The 17,899-nt window shown below is 57.9% G+C and carries 13 protein-coding genes; 5 read left to right on the forward strand and 8 right to left on the reverse strand.

Annotated elements, in window-relative coordinates; translation table 11 throughout:
• The first annotated feature begins 594 nt into the window (after nucleotides 1–594).
• Nucleotides 595–1,854, forward strand: coding sequence for a group II intron reverse transcriptase/maturase (gene ltrA / locus IEN85_RS06060; RefSeq protein WP_191616192.1), 1,260 nt, complete (start codon nucleotides 595–597; stop codon nucleotides 1,852–1,854).
• Nucleotides 1,855–1,938: 84 nt separating this feature from the next.
• Here the strand turns inward: ltrA and IEN85_RS06065 are convergent, their stop codons facing one another.
• From IEN85_RS06065 to IEN85_RS06075, 3 genes are all read right to left on the reverse strand, one after another.
• On the reverse strand, nucleotides 1,939–2,685 hold the full coding sequence (locus tag IEN85_RS06065) for a GNAT family N-acetyltransferase (protein WP_191616193.1): 747 nt from the start codon (nucleotides 2,683–2,685) through the stop codon (nucleotides 1,939–1,941).
• 83 nt (nucleotides 2,686–2,768) lie between these two features.
• Nucleotides 2,769–3,335 (reverse strand): STM3941 family protein, encoded by a 567-nt coding sequence (locus IEN85_RS06070; RefSeq protein WP_191616194.1) that lies wholly within the window; start codon nucleotides 3,333–3,335, stop codon nucleotides 2,769–2,771.
• A 75-nt stretch (nucleotides 3,336–3,410) separates the two neighbouring features.
• Nucleotides 3,411–3,869 carry a hypothetical protein gene (locus IEN85_RS06075; protein WP_191616195.1) on the reverse strand — a complete coding sequence of 153 codons (459 nt, stop codon included), beginning with the start codon at nucleotides 3,867–3,869 and terminating at the stop codon, nucleotides 3,411–3,413.
• A 195-nt stretch (nucleotides 3,870–4,064) separates the two neighbouring features.
• Here IEN85_RS06075 and IEN85_RS06080 point away from each other — a divergent pair, with 195 nt between their 5' ends.
• On the forward strand, nucleotides 4,065–5,444 hold the full coding sequence (locus IEN85_RS06080; protein WP_318186584.1) for an integron integrase: 1,380 nt from the start codon (nucleotides 4,065–4,067) through the stop codon (nucleotides 5,442–5,444).
• 457 nt (nucleotides 5,445–5,901) lie between these two features.
• Here IEN85_RS06080 and IEN85_RS06085 read toward each other — a convergent pair whose 3' ends face one another.
• Both IEN85_RS06085 and rsmG read right to left on the reverse strand, forming a co-directional pair.
• Nucleotides 5,902–8,529, reverse strand: coding sequence for a DEAD/DEAH box helicase (locus tag IEN85_RS06085; protein WP_191616196.1), 2,628 nt, complete (start codon nucleotides 8,527–8,529; stop codon nucleotides 5,902–5,904).
• Nucleotides 8,530–8,608: 79 nt separating this feature from the next.
• Nucleotides 8,609–9,247 (reverse strand): 16S rRNA (guanine(527)-N(7))-methyltransferase RsmG, encoded by a 639-nt coding sequence (gene rsmG, locus IEN85_RS06090; RefSeq protein WP_191616197.1) that lies wholly within the window; start codon nucleotides 9,245–9,247, stop codon nucleotides 8,609–8,611.
• 148 nt (nucleotides 9,248–9,395) lie between these two features.
• On the opposite strand from rsmG, the gene IEN85_RS06095 reads away from it, so the two are divergent.
• Genes IEN85_RS06095 through IEN85_RS06105 form a run of 3 tightly spaced genes read left to right on the forward strand, consistent with a single transcriptional unit; the run spans nucleotide 9,396 to nucleotide 13,240 of the window.
• Nucleotides 9,396–10,853: a DUF3108 domain-containing protein gene (locus IEN85_RS06095; RefSeq protein ID WP_191616198.1), complete on the forward strand. Its 1,458-nt coding sequence runs from the start codon at nucleotides 9,396–9,398 to the stop codon at nucleotides 10,851–10,853.
• Between the two features lies 1 nt (nucleotide 10,854).
• Complete coding sequence (locus tag IEN85_RS06100) at nucleotides 10,855–12,573, forward strand: sensor histidine kinase (RefSeq protein ID WP_191616199.1); 1,719 nt, start codon at nucleotides 10,855–10,857, stop codon at nucleotides 12,571–12,573.
• A complete protein-coding gene (locus IEN85_RS06105) occupies nucleotides 12,566–13,240 on the forward strand; it encodes a response regulator transcription factor (protein ID WP_191616200.1) in 675 nt (224 codons plus the stop codon). Before IEN85_RS06100 ends, IEN85_RS06105 begins: the two co-directional genes overlap by 8 nt.
• Before the next feature lie 237 nt (nucleotides 13,241–13,477).
• On the opposite strand, the gene IEN85_RS06110 is transcribed toward IEN85_RS06105, so the two are convergent.
• The 3 genes from IEN85_RS06110 to hemE are packed head-to-tail and all read right to left on the reverse strand — an operon-like array spanning nucleotide 13,478 to nucleotide 17,893.
• Complete coding sequence (locus IEN85_RS06110) at nucleotides 13,478–15,424, reverse strand: alpha/beta fold hydrolase (protein ID WP_191616201.1); 1,947 nt, start codon at nucleotides 15,422–15,424, stop codon at nucleotides 13,478–13,480.
• Nucleotides 15,425–15,476: 52 nt separating this feature from the next.
• Nucleotides 15,477–16,838, reverse strand: a complete 1,362-nt coding sequence (gene hemG, locus IEN85_RS06115) for a protoporphyrinogen oxidase (protein ID WP_191616202.1) — start codon at nucleotides 16,836–16,838, stop codon at nucleotides 15,477–15,479.
• A gap of 23 nt (nucleotides 16,839–16,861) precedes the next feature.
• Nucleotides 16,862–17,893: a uroporphyrinogen decarboxylase gene (gene hemE / locus IEN85_RS06120; RefSeq protein ID WP_191616203.1), complete on the reverse strand. Its 1,032-nt coding sequence runs from the start codon at nucleotides 17,891–17,893 to the stop codon at nucleotides 16,862–16,864.
• Nucleotides 17,894–17,899: the final 6 nt, after the last annotated feature.

The following is a 17,899-nucleotide window of genomic DNA, read 5'->3' on the forward strand; positions in this document are numbered from 1 at the left end:
CTGGGTACGCCCGGCATGGGCGTCGACTGATGTGGTTAAAGTCCACTGCGCATGGAACCTGTAGGTTATGATCATTAGCGAAAGTAAACTAAGAAAAAGCGCTAGCCGAAGGCAACTGCGAAGTCGCGAGGCTTCGTGGGAAGGAAGCCCTAGGCAAAGCCGCGAGACGATGTACAAGAACGCCATACAAGGCCCAGCGCCTCGGGCGAGCGTGCCCAGCGACGCGAAGCCCGGAGAAGGTTCGGGGCGCAGGGTAAATGGCGCGTTTGCGCGGCGGAAGTCGACGTCCTTATCCGGGGAGGCCTCATGCTCCCGCGGGGATGGCTTAAACCTGCCATCGGATCTCCGCAGCTCCCGCAGCGATGCGGGAGTCGGACATGAGGAATCAGCAGAGGGCATAGTAGCGCCATGAGGCGAGCCGGGAGTAGCTGCCGACGGGGGACCCGTCCAGCGAAGGGTCCGAAACTCGCATGGGGCGAAGGCCCGAACCGACACGACGGGTTCCGGCCCGAACTCTCGCCCTGCGGGTATGCCTCGCCAGAGGTAGCGCAAGGGCGGCGGGAAGCGGACAGCCGGGACTCGGAACGCGACCTGATGGAAGCGATCCTGGACGCGGAGAACGTGTCCGGGGCGTGGAAGCGGGTGAGGGCCAACAAGGGCGCGGCGGGGGTGGACGGAGTGTCCGTTGAGGACTTCCCCGGCCTCTTCCGCGAAGCTTGGCCCAGGCTGCGCGAGCGGCTGGCGGAGGGCTCGTACGAGCCCGCGCCGACGTTGCGCGCGGAGATAGGCAAGCCCGACGGGGGCAAGAGGCTGCTGGGGATCCCGACCGTATTGGACCGGGTGATACAGCAGGCGATCGTGAGGGTTCTGGGGCCGATATTGGATCCGGGCTTCAGCGAAAGCAGCTTCGGCTTCCGTCCCAATCGCTCGGCGCGCCATGCGGTCGAGCAAGTTGGCGACACCATAAAGTCGGGTCGGCGCGTGGCGGTGGACTTGGACCTGTCCAAGTTCTTCGACCGCGTCGATCATGATATATTGATGTCGAGCCTTGGGAGGAAGGTCCGCGACAGGCGCGTCCTGCGCTTGGTGGGCAAGTACCTCCGGGCGGGAGTCCAGGTCGACGGGCGCCTGCATGCGACGAGGGGGGGCGTGCCTCAGGGCGGTCCGCTTTCGCCGCTGCTGGCCAACGTGGTCCTGGACGAGCTCGACAAGGAGCTCGAATCGCGCGGCCATCGCTTCGCCCGCTACGCGGACGACTTCGTCGTACTCGTCAAGAGCCCTCGGGCTGGCGAGCGGGTGATGGCGAGCGTGAGGAAGTTCCTCGAGCGCAGGCTCAAGCTGAAGGTGAACGAGGGGAAGAGCCGCGTCGTGAAGGCGAGGGAACTGGAGTTCCTCGGCTTCGCCTTCGGAACCGGCGGGAAGATCGTGTGGAGCGAGAAGTCGCTTGGCGTGTTCAAGCGCCGGATACGCGAGTACACGTGCCGCAGCTGGAGCGTGTCCATGGAACGCCGCCTGCTCAAGCTCGCCCAGTACGTTCGCGGCTGGATGGGCTACTACGGCGTCAGCCGGACCTTCAAGGAGGCCAGGCGCCTGGACCACTGGATCCGGCGCCGCGTGCGCTGCTGCTACTGGAAGCAATGGAAGACGCACTCGAACCGGGTCAGGCAGCTCGTGTCCCTCGGGGTCGATCTGCGGACCGCGGTCAAGACCGCGGTGACCCGGCTGGGGCATTGGAAGATGTCCAAGACTCCAGGGGTGAGCCAAGCCCTGTCGAAAGGCTATCTCAAGGGACAAGGGGTTCCGTCCCTGGTGGAACTCTGGACCCGTGTTCACTATCCGGATACGTCCCGATAGCGTGTGGGAACCGCCCGGTGCGGATCCGCATGCCGGGTGGTGTGGGGGCCGCGGGAGTTAATGCCCGTGGCTACCCGATTTCGACTAGCAATCTTTTGGTTCCAGAGTCTGAATATGAATCGTTTTTCGTTCAGGATTTAGGGCCGAATTCTGTATTAGTACCTTGGATATTTCTTCTTTGGTTGTCGCCACGGTTCGCCCGTTCGCGGGATCAATCAAGATGGGTTCCTGTCCCCGCAATGCCGCGACAAATATATGATAGCCTACGGGAGAACGGTCTTCTCGAAAGAGTAGAAGAGAAACTGCGGGAAATCTACCCCGATTCGTTTCTTTTTCGATTACCTCCAGAGCAGCTTGAGTATCGTAAAGTTTGTCCTCTCCCTGTAAGCCAACTTCATCTTGTAAATCTTCGTTTCCGAATCCTTTCTTTTCGTAGAAAGAGATGCCAATTTTGTTGGTTGCTAAGACCCACAAGAAAACGATTTTATTCTCTATTTCCTCTTCTACTGTTTTCCAGAAGGTCGTTCCGATTCCAGAGCCGTAGTGTTGTGGATCGAGGTAGATAGCGGTTAGCTCTGTTGCTGTATTTAAATCTTCATCTCTTGATCTTCCGAAATTGAGAAACCCGAGGATCTTAGAATGGTCGTCCTCAACCACAAAAAGGAATCCGTTATTTTCTACGCAACCTCTCCACATTATTGCCCGCTTGGAAGGATCAAGTGAGGCTAGGAAGTCGGCTGGAAGCGAATTTTTGTACGCTTCCTGCCAAGAGCGAACGTGGATTTCCGCTATCCGATCAACGTCTTCTAGATTCGCTCTTCTTGCTTTCATCTTTCTTTGCACAACGTCAAATCCACACGATGGCGGCTTCGGTTGAGATTCCAAGTCTGTTGAGGTTGATTTCCATGGGGTCGTTATGAAAGAGGCGAGCGTTTTCCGCCATTGTGTGCGATGCCTGGTTGGCTGTATTTTAGGAAGCTATCTTCGAGCAAGATCTTCAGTTCGGAAAATTCACAATCGAGTGCCTTCGATGTGATCCAGACTGTACTGCTCCCTGTGTGTAGTTTCATAATCATTTTTTGAATCGGGCCTCGTCTCTTTGCATATTTTTTAGGATCGGAGACTAAAATGATCATTTGCTTTGAGCTCTGGACCTCAACTTCATCGACTCCATAAATATCATTCCAATCGATCCATCCGACACTGGAGGAGTTGGAATTCTCGAATATGCCCTTTGGTGATATGACCAATCCTGGCTTCCTATCGAAGAGCTTGGGTAGCGTACTCAAACCGAAGAGACCGAAGAATAGAATGCAAAGAGCAGCAATAATTCGTGCCATTTCAGGCGAATGACGAGTCTGAGTGTCAGCAATCGACCAAATGAAAACGCCAGCCACCACAAACGCTAAGGATAGCAGAGAGATGCCTACTATCTTTCCTTTGCTTAGGGAGATCGTAATGACGTTTTCGTCTGTATTCATTTTCTTAGCCAACGCCGAGTGCATACGATGGAGGAGGCGCAGCCTCCGGAATTGTATGTCACGACTTGTTCGGTATTATTGAACTACTAGAGGAGTGTATATTCCGCTACCTTGTTGGTAAACTGTTGGTAGTTTCCATGAATGCACCTCCTTTTGCTCGTTATTGGTTGTTTCGATGAAGGTAACTTCTATGACTTCACCTCCCTTTATAACATCAATATAGTAGTCACTGCCTTCCTTTGCTGTGAAATCAAATCGAATGATTTCCGATCTTCTGTATCCGGTAGCTGCCCAAAATCCAATTCTGTGATGACCATGAGGTAGGTAAACGGGATTCCCTGGAGATGCCTCTCGTGCTTCTCCGTCAATTTCTACGATAAAAATATTTCCTCCTTTTTTCCCAAGTAGGGTTCCCATAGTCACCGTTTCTCCGAGTAGAGTGACGTGTCCTTCTGGTTTGGTCGGAATATTTGTTGTTTTACAACCTGCAATCAGGCAAAAGAAGGCAAGCAAGGGGATGTGTATAATTTTCATTTGTTTATACCGAACAGTAGTATTATGCGTCAGATTTGTCGGGTTAATTTTCCGGGGTTATGCGACAAGAATTTAAGCGAAAATGCTTAGAGCGGTTGCATTTGTCAACGACTTAGGAAAAGTTGGTGTCGCATAACTCAAGTGGAGCTGTCCCGAGTTATGCGACCAGGAACTCAACACTAAACCCGTAATTGTATGTCGAATGAACCGGATCAGCCGGAATGGCTTCGCCGTGCCCGCCAGCTTTGGATAGCCGCAGGCACTCCCGCAGGATTGGACGAGGCGTGGAGCCCGAAGTGGATAAAGCGTTTCTTGAACTACCTGGAGAAGCGAAACGGGGGACGCTTGCCGTCTGCGTTGCCTAGCTACGCGGTGGCGCGCTCGTTCGAGCGGTTTTTGCGCGAGAATTGGAAGGTGGAGGATTGGCAGGTAGAGCAGGCGGGCAAGGCGGTGGACTGGTTGCTTGACGCAGCGGGTTCGCATGGGGGGGAGGTCGGTCCTGCGGAGATTCTGGCGCGCGCGCCGGTAGAGGTGCCTGCATCCCAGCTGGCTTCGCTCGAGCAGGTGGAGCGGTATTTCGTGGAGGAGGGTGGCATGGAGCGAGTGGTTCGGGTCGTCGCTCGCAGGAAGGGACGGGCCCTCTCCACGGAGAAGGGATACGCGATGTGGGTTGGCCGGCTGAGGAGATGGTGGGGCAAGCAGGCGTTGGGCGCGGTTTGCTTGGAAAGCCGGGAGCAGGCGGGAGAGGAGCTGGAGCGCGGGATCGCCGGGTTCCTGGACGGATTGGCAGTGGTGGAGGACGTGGCCCAGGCGACGCAAAACCAGGCCTTGAACGCCTTGATTTTCGCCTATCGCGCTTGCCTGGGGATGGAGCCCGGCGCTTTGCCTGACTACAGGGCATCGAAGCGCGGGAGGGTTCTGCCGGTGGTGCTGTCTCGCGACGAGATGGCGCGCTTCATGGCCTGCGTGGAGCCGAAGGCCCGCGCCCTGGTAAAGCTGATGTATGGGAGCGGGCTTCGGGTCAGCGAGGCGCTGCGGCTGCGGGTGAAGGACTTGGACTTCGCCTACGGCGTGGTGGTGGTTCGGGACGGCAAGGGCAGGAAAGATCGCCGGACGCCTTTGCCGGAAGGGTTGGTGGAGCCCTTGAAGGAGCACTTGCGGTCCGTTCGGGCTTTTTTCGACAGGGACAGGGCGGCTGGGGTAGATGGAGTCTACATGCCGAATCGATTGGACAGGAAGTACCCGAACGCCTCGAAGGAGTGGCCCTGGCAGTACGTGTTTCCGACGGAACGGTTGCAGAAGGATCCGCGCAGCGACGCGGTGAGGCGGCACCATTGGAACGACCGCTTCGCCCAGCGGGCTGTAAAGGATGCGGCGCGGGCGGCGGGCATCCACAAGCATGTGACTCCGCACGTGATGCGCCACTCATTCGCGACGCACTTGCTGGAGGACGGGTACGACATCCGCACGGTCCAGGAGCTGCTGGGGCATGCCTCGGTGGAGACGACGATGATCTACCTGCACGTGATGAACCGGCCTGGCATGCACGTTAAAAGTCCTTTGGGCGATCTGTGAGGCGGATTCTTGCCCTTTGGATGCGGTTTTTGAGAGGGGAGGTCTTTGGGGTGGGGTGGGATTTTCGCGACCAAGGTCGCTCCTACGTTCGGTTTGGGATGCGGCTTGGTGTTGATCCTGCAGCGCGGACGGCGTGGTGCCGAACGAAGTGACACGTCCAGCCGTCCCTCCAGAGGGGGGGGATCTTGCAACGCGGACGGCGTGGAAGCCGTCCCTCCAGTTGGGTTGACGAGGTGGTGGAATTGGGGATGGAGACGAGAAGCGTCTCGGGACGAGCCGCGCCACCTTGGGCTTGGCTTGGAAAGGATGAAGAGTGTCCGCTGGGACAGCGGCCGCTAGCTTGTTGGGTGGGGCGGATTATCGCGACCAAGGTCGCTCCTACGTTCGGTTTGGGATGCGGCTTGGTGTTGATCCTGCAGCGCGGACGGCGTGGAAGCCGTCCCTCCAGTTGGGGCTGCTAGATGAGCTCTTTGAGGTCTTGGAGGGTGATCTTGGCGTTGGCGGCTTCGCTGGCTTCGAAGACGTCGGCGAGCAGCTGGCGTTTTTGGTTTTGCAGCTGCAGGACCTTTTCTTCGACGGAGTCGCTGACGATGAGCTTGTAGCTGGTGACCACCTTGGTTTGGCCGATGCGGTGGGCGCGGTCGGTGGCTTGGGCTTCGGCGGCGGGATTCCACCAGGGGTCGAAGTGCACGACGGTGTCGGCGGCGGTGAGGTTGAGTCCGGTGCCGCCGGCTTTGAGGGAGATGAGGAAGATGGGTATGTCGTCGCTTTCGTTGAAGCGGTCGACTTCGGCCATGCGGTTGCGGGTGGAGCCGTCGATGTAGCAATAGGGGACGTTCTGGGAGTCGAGCTCTTCCTTGAGTATCGAGAGAAGGGATACGAACTGGGAGAAGACGAGGATGCGGTGGCCGCCGTCGCTGGATTCTTCGAGGAGTTCGAGGAAGGAGTTGAGCTTGGTGGAGGCGCTGGGCTCCAGCTTTTCGTCGAGCAGGCGGGGGTCGCAGCAGGTTTGGCGGAGGCGCAGGAGCTGGGTGAGGGTCTTCATGCGGAGGGCGCCTTCGCTGGCTCCGCTTTTCTCGAGCTGGGAGATTTCCTTTTCGGCGTGTTGGCGGGCGGCTTCGTAGGTCTTTTTTTGAGCGGGGGTCATCTCGAGGAAGAGGACTTGCTCGATCTTTTCGGGCAGCTCGGTGGCGACCTTGTCCTTGGTGCGGCGGAGGATGTAGGGGGCGGCTTGGTCGAGGATGCGGCGTTCGTGCCAGCGCCGCTCGTCGCCGCGGGCTCCGTTGGGGATGGGCTTCCAGCCGCCGGGCATAATGAAGTCCAGGAGCGACATTAGATCTTGGATACTGTTTTCGATGGGCGTACCGGTGAGGAGGATACGGCCGTCGGTTTGCAGGGCGGTGAGGGCCTTGGCGTTTTGGGTACGGCGGTTCTTGATGTGTTGGGCTTCGTCGGCGATGACGCAGAGGAAGTTGATGTCGGCGAAGCGTTTCTTGTCGCGGATGAGGGTGCCGTAGGAGGTGATGACGAGGTCGTAGGCCTGGGCCTGCTCGGGGGTTTTTATGCGGGTGGAGCCTTGGTTGACGAAGACCTTGAGCTCGGGGGTGAACTTGGCGGCTTCGCGTCGCCAGTTTTCCACGAGGGAAGCGGGGCAGACGACGAGGGAGGGCAGGGATGAAGGCTGACGGGAGTGGCTTGGAGTTGACGCCCGCGGAGCGGCCGTCCCACCTGGGGGGAGCGATGAGGTAGACGCCCGCGGTACCGAGGAGCGCTCGCGACGACAAAGCGAAGCGCCCACGGCCGTCCCACCTGATGATGTTGACGCCCGCGGAGCGGCCGTCCCACCTTTGATGCTACTGAGGAAGGCGAGGGCTTGGAGGGTTTTGCCGAGGCCCATTTCGTCGGCGAGGATGCCGCCGAGCTTGTTTTGGTAGAGGTGGTGGAGCCATGCGACGCCGGTCTTTTGGTAGGGGCGCAGGATGGCGTCGAGGGAGTCGGAGAGCTTGGGGGCTTGCAGTTTGTCGAGGCGCTTGAGGGCTTCGCTGCGGGTGCGCCAGGTGGAAGGGGGCTCGAAGTTGGGGTTGAGCTCGGAGAGGGGCTCCTCGATTTCGAGGCTGCGGGAGTAGGGGATCTTGTAGCTGCCGTTGTGCAGTAGGGGCGCGTTGAAGTCGCCGGTGAGCTGCTTTTGCACGGCGTTGAGGGTGTCGAGCCGGGAGCGTTTGATGAGGAAGACTTTCTCTCCGGACTCGATGTAGCGCTTGCCGGTGTTGAGGCTTTGGCTGATTTCCTGTTGGGAGGCTTGTCCTGCGGTGATGGATACGGTGAGGTTGTAGCCGTTGCGCTCTTCCATGACCTCGGTCTTGATCTTGGCTTCGGGTATCTTGCCGACGCGTTGCTGGAAGTTTGCGGTGAATTCGGCTTGGTAGCGGTCTTCGAGCTCGCCCCAGTATTCGCCTAGGAAGTTGAGGGTGAGGTGGCGGTCGCGCAGCCACCACTTGCGGTTGCCGGGCTCCAGCTTGAAGCGGTAGGTTTGCAGGAGTTCGCGGATCTCTTCGTAGTAGGGGTGTTCGCGAGATGGAAGCGAGATGGCGAGGTAGTGGGAGGAGCCGTCGACGGTCATGGGGGCGCCGGTGAAGGTGAACTCTGCTTCTGCTTCTCCTTCTTCATCTGCTTCTCGGCGGGAGGGGGATGAAGAAGAAGATGAAGAAGTAGATGAAGGTGAAGTTGGAGGGGGTGGGGGTTCTAGGTGTTCGGTGACGCCGATGAGTTCGGAGCCGTTCCAGGCGATGGGGTCCTGGGGCTTGTTGGCCCAGTAGAAGTCGTCTTGTCCGGCGAGGGTGGTGACGAGGGTCGTGAGCTTTTCGCGGTCGAGCTGGAGGAAGGAGGAGAGCTTGCCGCCGCACCATTGGAAGAGGGAGAAGGCGGCTACGCGGCCGGCTTCGTCGAGCTCGCCGAGCTTGTCCGGGGTGAGAGTTTCGGGACGGACGGCTTGGCCGTTGGCGAGAGCGATCTCGAGCTTGGTGGGAATGGCGTCGCGGGGAGCGGCGGACTCGATGTTGGGTGGGAGGATAATGCGGAGGCGCATTCTGGAATGGATGAAGGCAGAGGGACGAAGGTTTTGATCGGGTCGGGGAATCGCGACCGAGGCCGCTCCTACAAGGCGGCTACCTTTTTACGGGGACGTGGATGACGTATTTTTGGTCGAATTCGTCGTAGTCGAAGTGGCTGCGGATGGGGTGCGGCTGGGGCTTTTCGGGGATGGAGGAGAGTTCTTCGGTGAGGTCGCCGCCCTTGAGGTAGAGCACGCCGTTGGGGAGGTCGTTGAAGCCGGAGCGTTTGATCTTCTTGCGGATCCAGCCCATGAACTTGGGGAGCTGGGTGACGGCCCGGGCTACGACGAAGTCGACTTGGCGGTCCACTTGCTCGACGCGGCACTGGATGGCGACGGCGTTTTCGAGCTCGAGGCGCTCGAGGCAGTCTTGCACGACCTTGATCTTCTTGCCGATGGAGTCGACGAGCAGGAAGCGGGTTTCGGGGAAGGCGATGGCGAGGGGGACGCCCGGGAAGCCGCCGCCGGTGCCGACGTCGATGACGGTGGTGTCGGGCTGGAATGCCATGACCTTGGCGATGGCGAGGGAGTGCAGGATGTGGCGCTTGGGAAGGTTTTCCACGTCGGAGCGGGAGATGAGGTTGATCTTCTCGTTCCATTCCGCGATGGCGGCGGCGTAGGTTTCGAATTGGGAGATCTGCTGGGGAGTGAACTCCGGGAAGTGCTTTGAGACGATGGAAAGGTCGAATTTCATAGGAAGTTGGCCAAGGAAAATGGCTTTGGCGGCGGTGGCGAAACAAAAGCGTGGGTCTAGGGTTGATTGAAAAAGCGCGAACCGGTTACTTGTTGGTAACACGGGGGTAACACTTCCTCGCTAGGATGGCGTCACTATGAAAAAGCATATGATATTTCGGTGTGTACTTGCGGGGCTTGTTCTCGGGGCGGGGAGCTGGGGGCTTCATGCCCAGAGCCCTTCGGCCTCCTTGAAGTTGGGGGACGAGCTGGAGCGGGCGATTTACCTCTACGAAGGAGAAGCCAATCTCGAGGAGGCGGCTCACGTGCTGGAGGCCATTTTGGAGGAGAGCTCGCTGGTGGACTCTATCGCGGCGGAGGCCAAGTACCGGCTGGCCTTGGTTTACTTGGACCAGGGAAAGCGGGCTCTGGGCATGAAGGTGCTCAACGATTTGGTGGAGCTTTATCCGAGCGAGTCGAAGTGGGTAGCGGAGGCCAAGCAGGTGTTGCCCAAGGATTTCGTGCCGGAGCTCACTCCTTGGGCGGATGGCGAGCGCACGCACTACGACTGGGTTTTGCCGTCGGGAGACGTTATCGGACGCAGCTTTTCCACGATCTACAGCTACGACTGGGAAGGCAGGGCTCTTTGGCGAAAGGAGACCCGCTTCTTGCTCAATGGGCATCGAGCCACGGTAGTAGAGTTTGAAAAGGATACGTTTGAGACGGCCTACAGCATGATGTCCCTCGCGGATGCGGGGGTGACGCGCGCCTGGTACGCTGAGGACGGTTTGTCGGCGAAAGTCGAATACACGAAATCGGGGGCGGAGCGGAGTTTCGATTTTCCGTCCCGCGTCTACGACAACGAGCAAGCGGTGGACTTGCTGCGGCAGCTCCCGATCGAAGTCGGCTACTCCATGTCCAAGAAAATCTTCGTCACCTTCTCGGGAATGCCGGTCGATATCAATTTCGAGGTGGTCAGCATCGAGGAGATGGATACGGCTCTAGGGCGAGTCGAGTGCTACGAGGTGTTGATCGATATGCATGTGCAGAAGCAGACGGTCTATTTCACAGCTGACGAGCGGAGAATCCTCGTCAAGATGGTCGCGGGCGGCGTTGAAGGTGTGCTGTCGAAACTGGAGACCGTCGATGTCGATCAGGAAATTGGATACGCCAATCGGGAGCACGCTTGGGAGGTATCGATACCCGGGGAGTGGGGTGCTGTCGAGCAGCCGAAGGGCAACGACGACAATGAGCAGATGGTGTGGCTGGCTGATCCGCTGGTGCGGGGTAAGTACTTGGCGGTTTCGGAGCTCAACAGCGCTTGGAAGTCGGACAAGGAGCTGAACGTCGGAAGCTTGATCGAGAAGGGGGGCAGAAACGTGGCTCGCCACTTCAAGGGCTACGTCTTGGACGAGGCCTGGGGGCGTAGCCTGACGGTGAGCGGAATGGAAGGGCGGTTGAGCCGATTCTCCAACCCGGAGGACGAAGCGGCGGATACGGTATATCTGTATTCCTTTGTCGGAGACGCTAAGCACTACATCTTTCAAGCGATTATTCCAGTGGACGAAGTCGAGGAGATGCTGCCTGTGTTCGAAAAGATCGTTCTCAGCTTAAGGATCGATTCGTAGAATGTTTGGCCGTACTGGTAATGCGAAGTCAAACGTCACTCAGGCCTCGGCCTGGGTGACCTATGCGCTGTTGGCGGTCGGTATTATCAGCCCGGTCGTTTGCGTTGTCTGGCTGGTCAGGACGGCGGTCGAAAACGAAAATGCGGTCGTGCGGCGCTTGGTTGCCGAGGCGAACGAGCGACGGTACGAGGATGCCGGCGAACTGTTGTTCGAGTTGGCTGAGTCGTTGGTGCCGACGCCGCAGAACGGGGGTGTCTCCCATCTTCTGGATTCAGTTTCGGCGCAGGTGCCGGAGGGCGAATCGCAGCGAGCGAGAGCGGTGCTCGGCGAGGCGAGGGAGCGCAAGGCGACGCAGGACGCGCTCACCTTTCAAGGTTCCTTGACCGCTTACCTGCGCGATCCGGACTTGCGTGGACTTCGGTTGCGGCAGGGGCGTTCGTTGGGGGCTTTGCTGATACAGTTGGGCTTGTCGCAGGGAGTTGAGGCCCTCGATTCCGCCTTTCTGGCAGCGGCCGACGCCTACGTACTGGAACATATGGAAGCGGGGCAGCTCAGCCGCCAGCATCGGTATTTGTTGCGGCAATACGCTCCTTTGAGCGGATCCGCTGAAGTTGCAAGGCTCCTGGAGCGCCAAGCTCGGGTGGAGCGCTGGATTGGCGAGGCGGAAGCTCGCGGCGTTTATCCTCCTGCTGCCGGTCTGCATAGCTTTGCCGGATTCGTAGCGGCGCGCGAGGCTGGGAGTTCGACGGTTCGGATCTTCACGGTAGAGGATTGGCGGGAAGCGGTTGCAGCGTCGACGGAATGGCAGGAGCTCGGGATGGCTCTCGCGTCTCCCGCAGGTCTCGGCTCCGAGGGGCGTACCTTGCCGGCGCCGCTCGATTTTGTCGCGATCGTGCCCCTGACGGGGATTGGAGAAGTGATGGGGGATCAACAGAGCAAAGCGGTGTTCTACCTTTGGATCGGAGGGATTGTGTTAGGGCTGTCCATTCTCTCTGGGGCGGCGATCGTGGTTTCGGTGAGGCGTCAGGCTAGCGTCACGCAGCTCAAGGACAATTTGGTCGCGACTGTCACCCACGAGCTCAAGACTCCCGTCTCTTCCATACGTTTGCTGGTCGATACGATGTTGGATCCCGAGCGACGTGAAAAAGTGGATACGCAAGAGTATATCGAGTTGATTTCGCGCGAGAACCAGAGGTTGGGGCGACTTATCGACAACTTCTTGTCGTTCTCCCGGATGGAACGCTCGAAGGGGAGTTTCGATATTCGAGCGACTTCGCCAGCGGGCGTCCTGACCGCGGTAGAGGAAGCGTTTCGGGAGCGTTTCCAGGGACAAGCGTTCGATCTGTCGATCAAAAGCTCGGAGGCCTTGCCAGACATGGCAGCGGATCCCGATGCTTTGGCGACGGTGCTGGGCAACCTCTTGGAAAACGCATTTAAGTACGGAGGTCCGAAGAGGCGAATCGAGCTGCGTTGCGAGGCTGTAGCTGGAGGGATTCAATTTGAAGTGCAGGACTTTGGGAAGGGGATCAGCAAGCGTGACCAGAAGCGAATTTTCAGGAAGTTCTTTCAGGTTGACCACTATGCCTCCGGGCAGACGGGGAGTGTGGGGCTTGGTTTAAGTATTGTTGAGTTTATTGTATCCAAGCACTCCGGACAAATTGAGCTGGAGAGCGAACTTGGAAAAGGAAGCGTTTTTAAAGTGAGGATTCCCTATGCCTAAGATACTGATTGTGGAAGATGACCAAGCCTTGGCACGTGGCTTGCAGGACAACTTTTCTTGCGAGGGCTACGAGGTCTTGTATGCGGCCGATGGAGACACTGGACTCGACCTGTTGCTCGAGAAGGGGCCGGATATCGCTCTGCTGGACGTCATGCTGCCGGGGCTAGATGGGTATTCTATTTGCGACGCGGCTCGCAAGGAAGGCTGCGACATGCCGATCATCATGTTGACGGCGAGGGGCCAGGAGCGGGACATTGTGCGTGGCTTGGAGCTGGGGGCGGATGACTATGTCGTTAAGCCCTTTTCCGTGCGGGAGTTGATGGCTCGAGTGAAGGCCTTCCTGAGGCGGCACCGAGCGATCGAGGAGCGCGTTTTCGAGTTCGGTCCCTTTCGAGTGGACCGGGACTCTATGAGCCTTAGCCGAAATGGGGAGCCAGTGAAGTTGACCCGCAAGGAATACCAGTTGCTTGACTATTTGATGACGAACGAAGGTAAGGCGCTATCGCGTCAGGGAATCATGAATACGGTTTGGGGGAGCAGTGTCTTGGTGACGCAGCGTAGCGTGGATCGCTGCGTGACGACCTTGAGGTCGAAAGTGGAAGACAATCCTTCGAGTCCCAAGCACATCCTGACGATTCGGGATGTTGGGTATCGTTTCCAGTCCTAGCTCGATATGCTTTTGTTCGCTTTGGGGCTCGCCCGAGCGACTTGAAAGGGATCTCTGGTCCCTCTCCGTTGGATTGAGAGCCTGCCCATCAAATCGAGTTTTTGAGGGCTTGGACCTTTGAAGACACGCCCTAGAGGGCGTGTCGTGCAGTGAAACGGGTTCGTATTGCGGTCTGCAGCCAAGCTGCAACCCTGCGCAGAGGAGGCGAGTCTGTTTCATTGGGCGGTCTCTGAGAGCCTATCTTGGCTCTCTCATGTACTTGTCGAGGAAAGCGAGGATCTGCTCGTAGGTCTTCATTCTTTTTTTGTGCTCGAAAATGTTGTGTCCCTCGTCGCCAACGAAGTGCGTCTCGAAAACGACTCCCTCTTTTTTGAGTTCGCTCTTCAGCTTTTTTGACTGGCGGATCGATACGTTACGGTCCTCTTTTCCGTGTATCACAAAAATGGGGATCTTTATCTTGTCCACGTGGTGAATGGGCGAGATCGCCTCGAACGCCGCAGTGGATTCGTTGGGATCGCCGAATGCTTCTATCAAGCGCTTGTGCGAATACCGGCTTCGTTGGCGTTTGCGGGATTTCGTCATTTCTTCCCAGTCGAATACGCCCATGTTTGTGATGGCGCAGCGATAGAGATCGGGTTCGAAGGCGGCGCCGGAGATCGCCGCGTAGCCGCCGAAGCTGGCCCCCATGATCGCGACCCTATCTGGATCCGCGATACCACCGTTTATGGCGGTGCGAACCGCTTCGGCGATATCGCGATTCATGGCGGCGAAGTCGTATTCAGGGTCATGGGAGATGCTTTTTCCGTATCCGGTTGAGCCGCGGTAATTGATTTTTAGCACCGCGTAACCTTGGGTAGCCAGGAATTGCGCCTCTTCGTCGAATGTCGCGAAATCGCGCGCCCACGGCCCACCATGGATAAGGGCCACGGTTGGATAGGGCGCTTTGCCTGAGGTCGGCCGGTTTAGGTAGCCTTCTAGGCGTAGGCCGTCGCTCGTCTTAAAATGGAAGATCTCGGTACGCGAGAGACGGTCGGGGGACAGCCATGGGGCAGACTTGCTTATGTCGCGAATGGCTTTCTCCTTCAGGTCGAGCAATAGATACTCGGGTGGAACTGTATCGGAAAACGAATACACCAGGAGCCGTTGGAGCTTGGTGTCCCAGTCGTAGATGATATTTGCTCGATTTGGAATTGCTGAATCGAGCATGTTTTGGATTCCCAGCATCTCTTCGGCGAGCCAAACGGTCGTGGGGGTCGCTTTGGTGTAGGTGATACCGAGCAATTGGTCGTTGAAGGTCAGGTAACGCGCCGTCTCGGAGAAGTCGTAGTAGGGGTCTCTGAAAATGGGTTCGCTGATCTGCTTTGTCTCAAGATCGTAGAGGTAGAGGCCCTTGGTTTCCTCTCCGTTGTAGCCAGAAATGTAGATCTTGTTGTTTTCGTGGTGGAAGAGTTCGATGGACCAGTCTTCGGGATCGAGGTCCAGACTCGACCACGAGTTATTGCTGTTGCCAAGGAATGAAAATTGAAGCTTGTCCTCGTGGTACCTGAGCAATCCGCGCGCTTGGTGGGCGTGGTCGATATACCAACGGTAGATATCGCCGGTGGGCTCGGGGATTCTTTCAAGAATTAGGGGGTTGTCCGCCACGCGTGTACTGGCGGTGGTGTAGCCGTTCTTGTTCAGCTTCACAAGGGTTGGCTTCATGCTGCCGGAAGCCTGTACCCAAGCCCAGGCGGGGTCGCTTGTTTCTTCGTTGGGGTCCAGTATGGATACGACTGCGTCGTTCCCGAACAGGGGGCTAGCGGTTCCCTTGTCTATATCGTAGCGGTAGAGACCGTTGATATATCTTCCGACGGTAGCTACCTTAAACCAGAGCGAGTCGTTATCGAGCCACCCGTGTTGGTAGATTTCGAAGCTTTCTGACCACTTGAATGAACGCTCGATTTTAATGGCATCCAGGTCGTAGATGATGAGTCCCTTTTCTTGGTCCACTCCTCCGATTGGGCCGATGCCAGCGGCGTATTTGCCGTCTGGAGACATGCTCATGCTTCGAATGAGTGGGGGACGGAAAAGGTTTTCCATGCTGTTGCCCTTTTCGATCTTGCGTTGCTTTTTCGCTGAAAGGGCAGGCAGCATCAGGCCAAGGGACATGGCGAAGCAGAAGAACGTGAAGAGCGATCTTTTCATCGGGCAGAGTGGGGTATGGAGTTAGAAGCGAAGGGGCGGAAGGCAGGCTTAATCAAGAAACCGTTTCTGCCAACCGTTTTCCGCTGAGGATGGACGCTCCCATGGCGATGCCGTCGACGCAGTTGCCGCCGAAATGAAGCCCTGGGTACTCGTCCTCTAGGCTATGCAGCGTTTCCTTCCAGGGGGCGAAATCGCGGGTGTACTGCGGAATGGCCCGCGGCCAAGAACTGCAATGGTAGAAGCTCGGTTCGCCTTCGAGGCCGACAAGCGATCGTAGGTCGCTGAGGGCGATTGGCAGGAGCTTTTCAGGGGAGAGGGAGGCGAACTCAGGGTGGCGGATCCCGCCCATCATCACGGTTAACAGGCAATGCCCTTGGGGGGCTCGACCCTCGTAGAGAGAGGAGCTAAAAAGGGCTCCGAGGATGGTGGGCGACTCCTTGCTGGGTACGAGGACTCCGAATCCATCCAGGGGATGAGCGATCTGTTCGCGCCGAAATCCCAAGGCTAGGCTATGTACGGGCGGGTATTCGAGATTTGGGGACGCCTTGAGCGGTTCGGAGATCCCTTTGCTCCAGGCGATTCGCTTGATAGCGTAGGAGGGTAGGCAGACGATGAGGTTCTTGGCGAAGCCCTCGAAGTTCTCCCCGTCTCGTTTCCAGGTGACTTGCCAGGCTTCGTCGACGCGATTGACGGCGACTGCTTCGGAGTTGAGCCAGAGCCGATTGCCCAGTTTACGGCCAATGGTTTTTGGCAGGACGCCGAGGCCTTCCCGAAAGCTGATGGAGCGTTTCTTGTAGGCGGTGCCTTCCCGCTTTTGTCGCTTCTTGTGCTTGATCGCTCCGCGGATGATGGAGCCTCCCTCTCGTTCGAAGCCCCTCATGATGGGAAAGGCCTGTTCGAGTATGAGCTTGTGAGGGTCTCCTGCGTATACGCCGCTGACGAAGGGGTCGATCGCGTAGTCGAGGAAATCTCTCCCCATGCGACGCTGCACGAAGCTGGCTACGGTTTCGGTTCTTCCGGCCCGCTCTGAAATTTGCTTGCGGAAGGGTTCCAGCAGAAACCCAAGCTTTCCCTTTATGGAAAAGAGCGGAGTGGTGACCGCCTGTAGTGGGGAAGTGGGTACGGCTACGGGCCGTCCTTTCTTTACGATGTAGCGTTTGTTGGCGACTGGATTGGTCTCCTGCAGCTGGTCTTGCAGGCCTAATTCGGCTATGAAGCTCTCCACCCAGGGGGCTGGAAGGAGCAGGGAATTAGGTCCGCGTTCGAAGAGGTAGCCATCTTTTTGGCAAGAAGTGATCGGTCCGCCGGGGTGCGAAGCTTTTTCGATGACCGATATGTCGAGGCCGCCTTGCTGGGCAAGGTAGGCAGCGGTCAGTCCGCTGATGCCGCCTCCAAGTATGATCGCGTCTTGCATGGCCTAGGTGTTGGAGAATTTCCTCAATCGTTGGACCAGTTGACGACGGTGTCGACTAAAGTCTCCATGTTTTCGATGCGGGCGGTGGGGTGGATTCCGTGACCGAGGTTGAAGATGTGGCCGGGGCGGTTTTTCATGGCTTCGAGGATACGCGTGGCGCTGTTTCGTACGATCTGAGGTTTGGTATCGAGCAGAACGGGATCGAGGTTCCCTTGGATGGCGACGTCGGAAGGGATTTGGGCGGCAGCTTCCTCGATAGGAATGGTCCAGTCGACTGCTATGGCCTTTGGCTCGCAGGCTGCTTGGCGTCGGAGTTGCGGGGTGGTGCCTTTGGCGTAGATGATCATGGGGACCTCTTCGCGTACGGCGTCGATTATCTTGCGTATCCACTTCAGGGATGCGGCTTCGTAGTCCTCGCCGGAGATGATTCCGCCCCAGGAATCGAAGATCTGAATGGCGTCGGCGCCCGCCGCTTTCTGCATGCGGAAGTAGGCGATAAGGGCGTCGGAAATTTTTTCCATGAGGAGTTCGAAGGCGTTTCGGTCCTCGTAGAAAAGAGCTTTCACCTTGGCGAAATCTTTTGAGCTTCCGCCTTCGAGCATATAGGTGGCGAGGGTCCAAGGCGATCCTCCGAAGCCGAGCAGCATCTTGGAGCCGTTGAGTTCGGAGTCGATGAGCTTGAGGGCTTGGGCAACGTAGTTGAGCTTTTCTTCGATGGCGTTGCTGGTGAGGTTCTCGATTTGGGCGCGGCTCTCCAAGGTGTAGTCCATGCCGATACCGCCTTGCTCGCGGAAATGGTAGCCTTGACCCATGGCCTCGGGGATGACGAGGATGTCGGAGAAGAGGATGGCGGCGTCGAGGGGGAAGCGGCGTAGCGGCTGCAGGGTCACTTCCAAGGCGAGTTCCGGCGTTTGGGCCAGCTCGAGGAAGGAGTACTTCTCTTTCAGGGCGCGGTATTCGGGCAGGTAGCGGCCGGCTTGGCGCATGACCCAGATGGGAGGGCGATCGAGCGGTTGACAGTCGAGAGCAGCGAGGAAGCGTTCTTTTGAATTCATTTGATG

The sequence above is a fragment of the Pelagicoccus enzymogenes genome (genome assembly GCF_014803405.1).
In the GTDB taxonomy this organism is placed as follows: domain Bacteria; phylum Verrucomicrobiota; class Verrucomicrobiia; order Opitutales; family Opitutaceae; genus Pelagicoccus; species Pelagicoccus enzymogenes.

Excerpts from the sequence above, each read along its gene's own strand:
- IEN85_RS06075 (WP_191616195.1), bottom strand. The coding sequence starts at position 3,869 with ATGAAAATTATACACATCCCCTTGCTTGCCTTCTTTTGCCTGATTGCA.
- hemG (WP_191616202.1), bottom strand. The coding sequence starts at position 16,838 with ATGCAAGACGCGATCATACTTGGAGGCGGCATCAGCGGACTGACCGCT.
- IEN85_RS06100 (WP_191616199.1), top strand. The coding sequence starts at position 10,855 with ATGTTTGGCCGTACTGGTAATGCGAAGTCAAACGTCACTCAGGCCTCG.
- IEN85_RS06105 (WP_191616200.1), top strand. The coding sequence starts at position 12,566 with ATGCCTAAGATACTGATTGTGGAAGATGACCAAGCCTTGGCACGTGGC.
- ltrA (WP_191616192.1), top strand. The coding sequence starts at position 595 with ATGGAAGCGATCCTGGACGCGGAGAACGTGTCCGGGGCGTGGAAGCGG.
- IEN85_RS06095 (WP_191616198.1), top strand. The coding sequence starts at position 9,396 with ATGATATTTCGGTGTGTACTTGCGGGGCTTGTTCTCGGGGCGGGGAGC.
- hemE (WP_191616203.1), bottom strand. The coding sequence starts at position 17,893 with ATGAATTCAAAAGAACGCTTCCTCGCTGCTCTCGACTGTCAACCGCTC.
- IEN85_RS06065 (WP_191616193.1), bottom strand. The coding sequence starts at position 2,685 with ATGAAAGCAAGAAGAGCGAATCTAGAAGACGTTGATCGGATAGCGGAA.
- IEN85_RS06085 (WP_191616196.1), bottom strand. The coding sequence starts at position 8,529 with ATGCGCCTCCGCATTATCCTCCCACCCAACATCGAGTCCGCCGCTCCC.
- IEN85_RS06110 (WP_191616201.1), bottom strand. The coding sequence starts at position 15,424 with ATGAAAAGATCGCTCTTCACGTTCTTCTGCTTCGCCATGTCCCTTGGC.
- IEN85_RS06070 (WP_191616194.1), bottom strand. The coding sequence starts at position 3,335 with ATGAATACAGACGAAAACGTCATTACGATCTCCCTAAGCAAAGGAAAG.
- rsmG (WP_191616197.1), bottom strand. The coding sequence starts at position 9,247 with ATGAAATTCGACCTTTCCATCGTCTCAAAGCACTTCCCGGAGTTCACT.
- IEN85_RS06080 (WP_318186584.1), top strand. The coding sequence starts at position 4,065 with ATGTCGAATGAACCGGATCAGCCGGAATGGCTTCGCCGTGCCCGCCAG.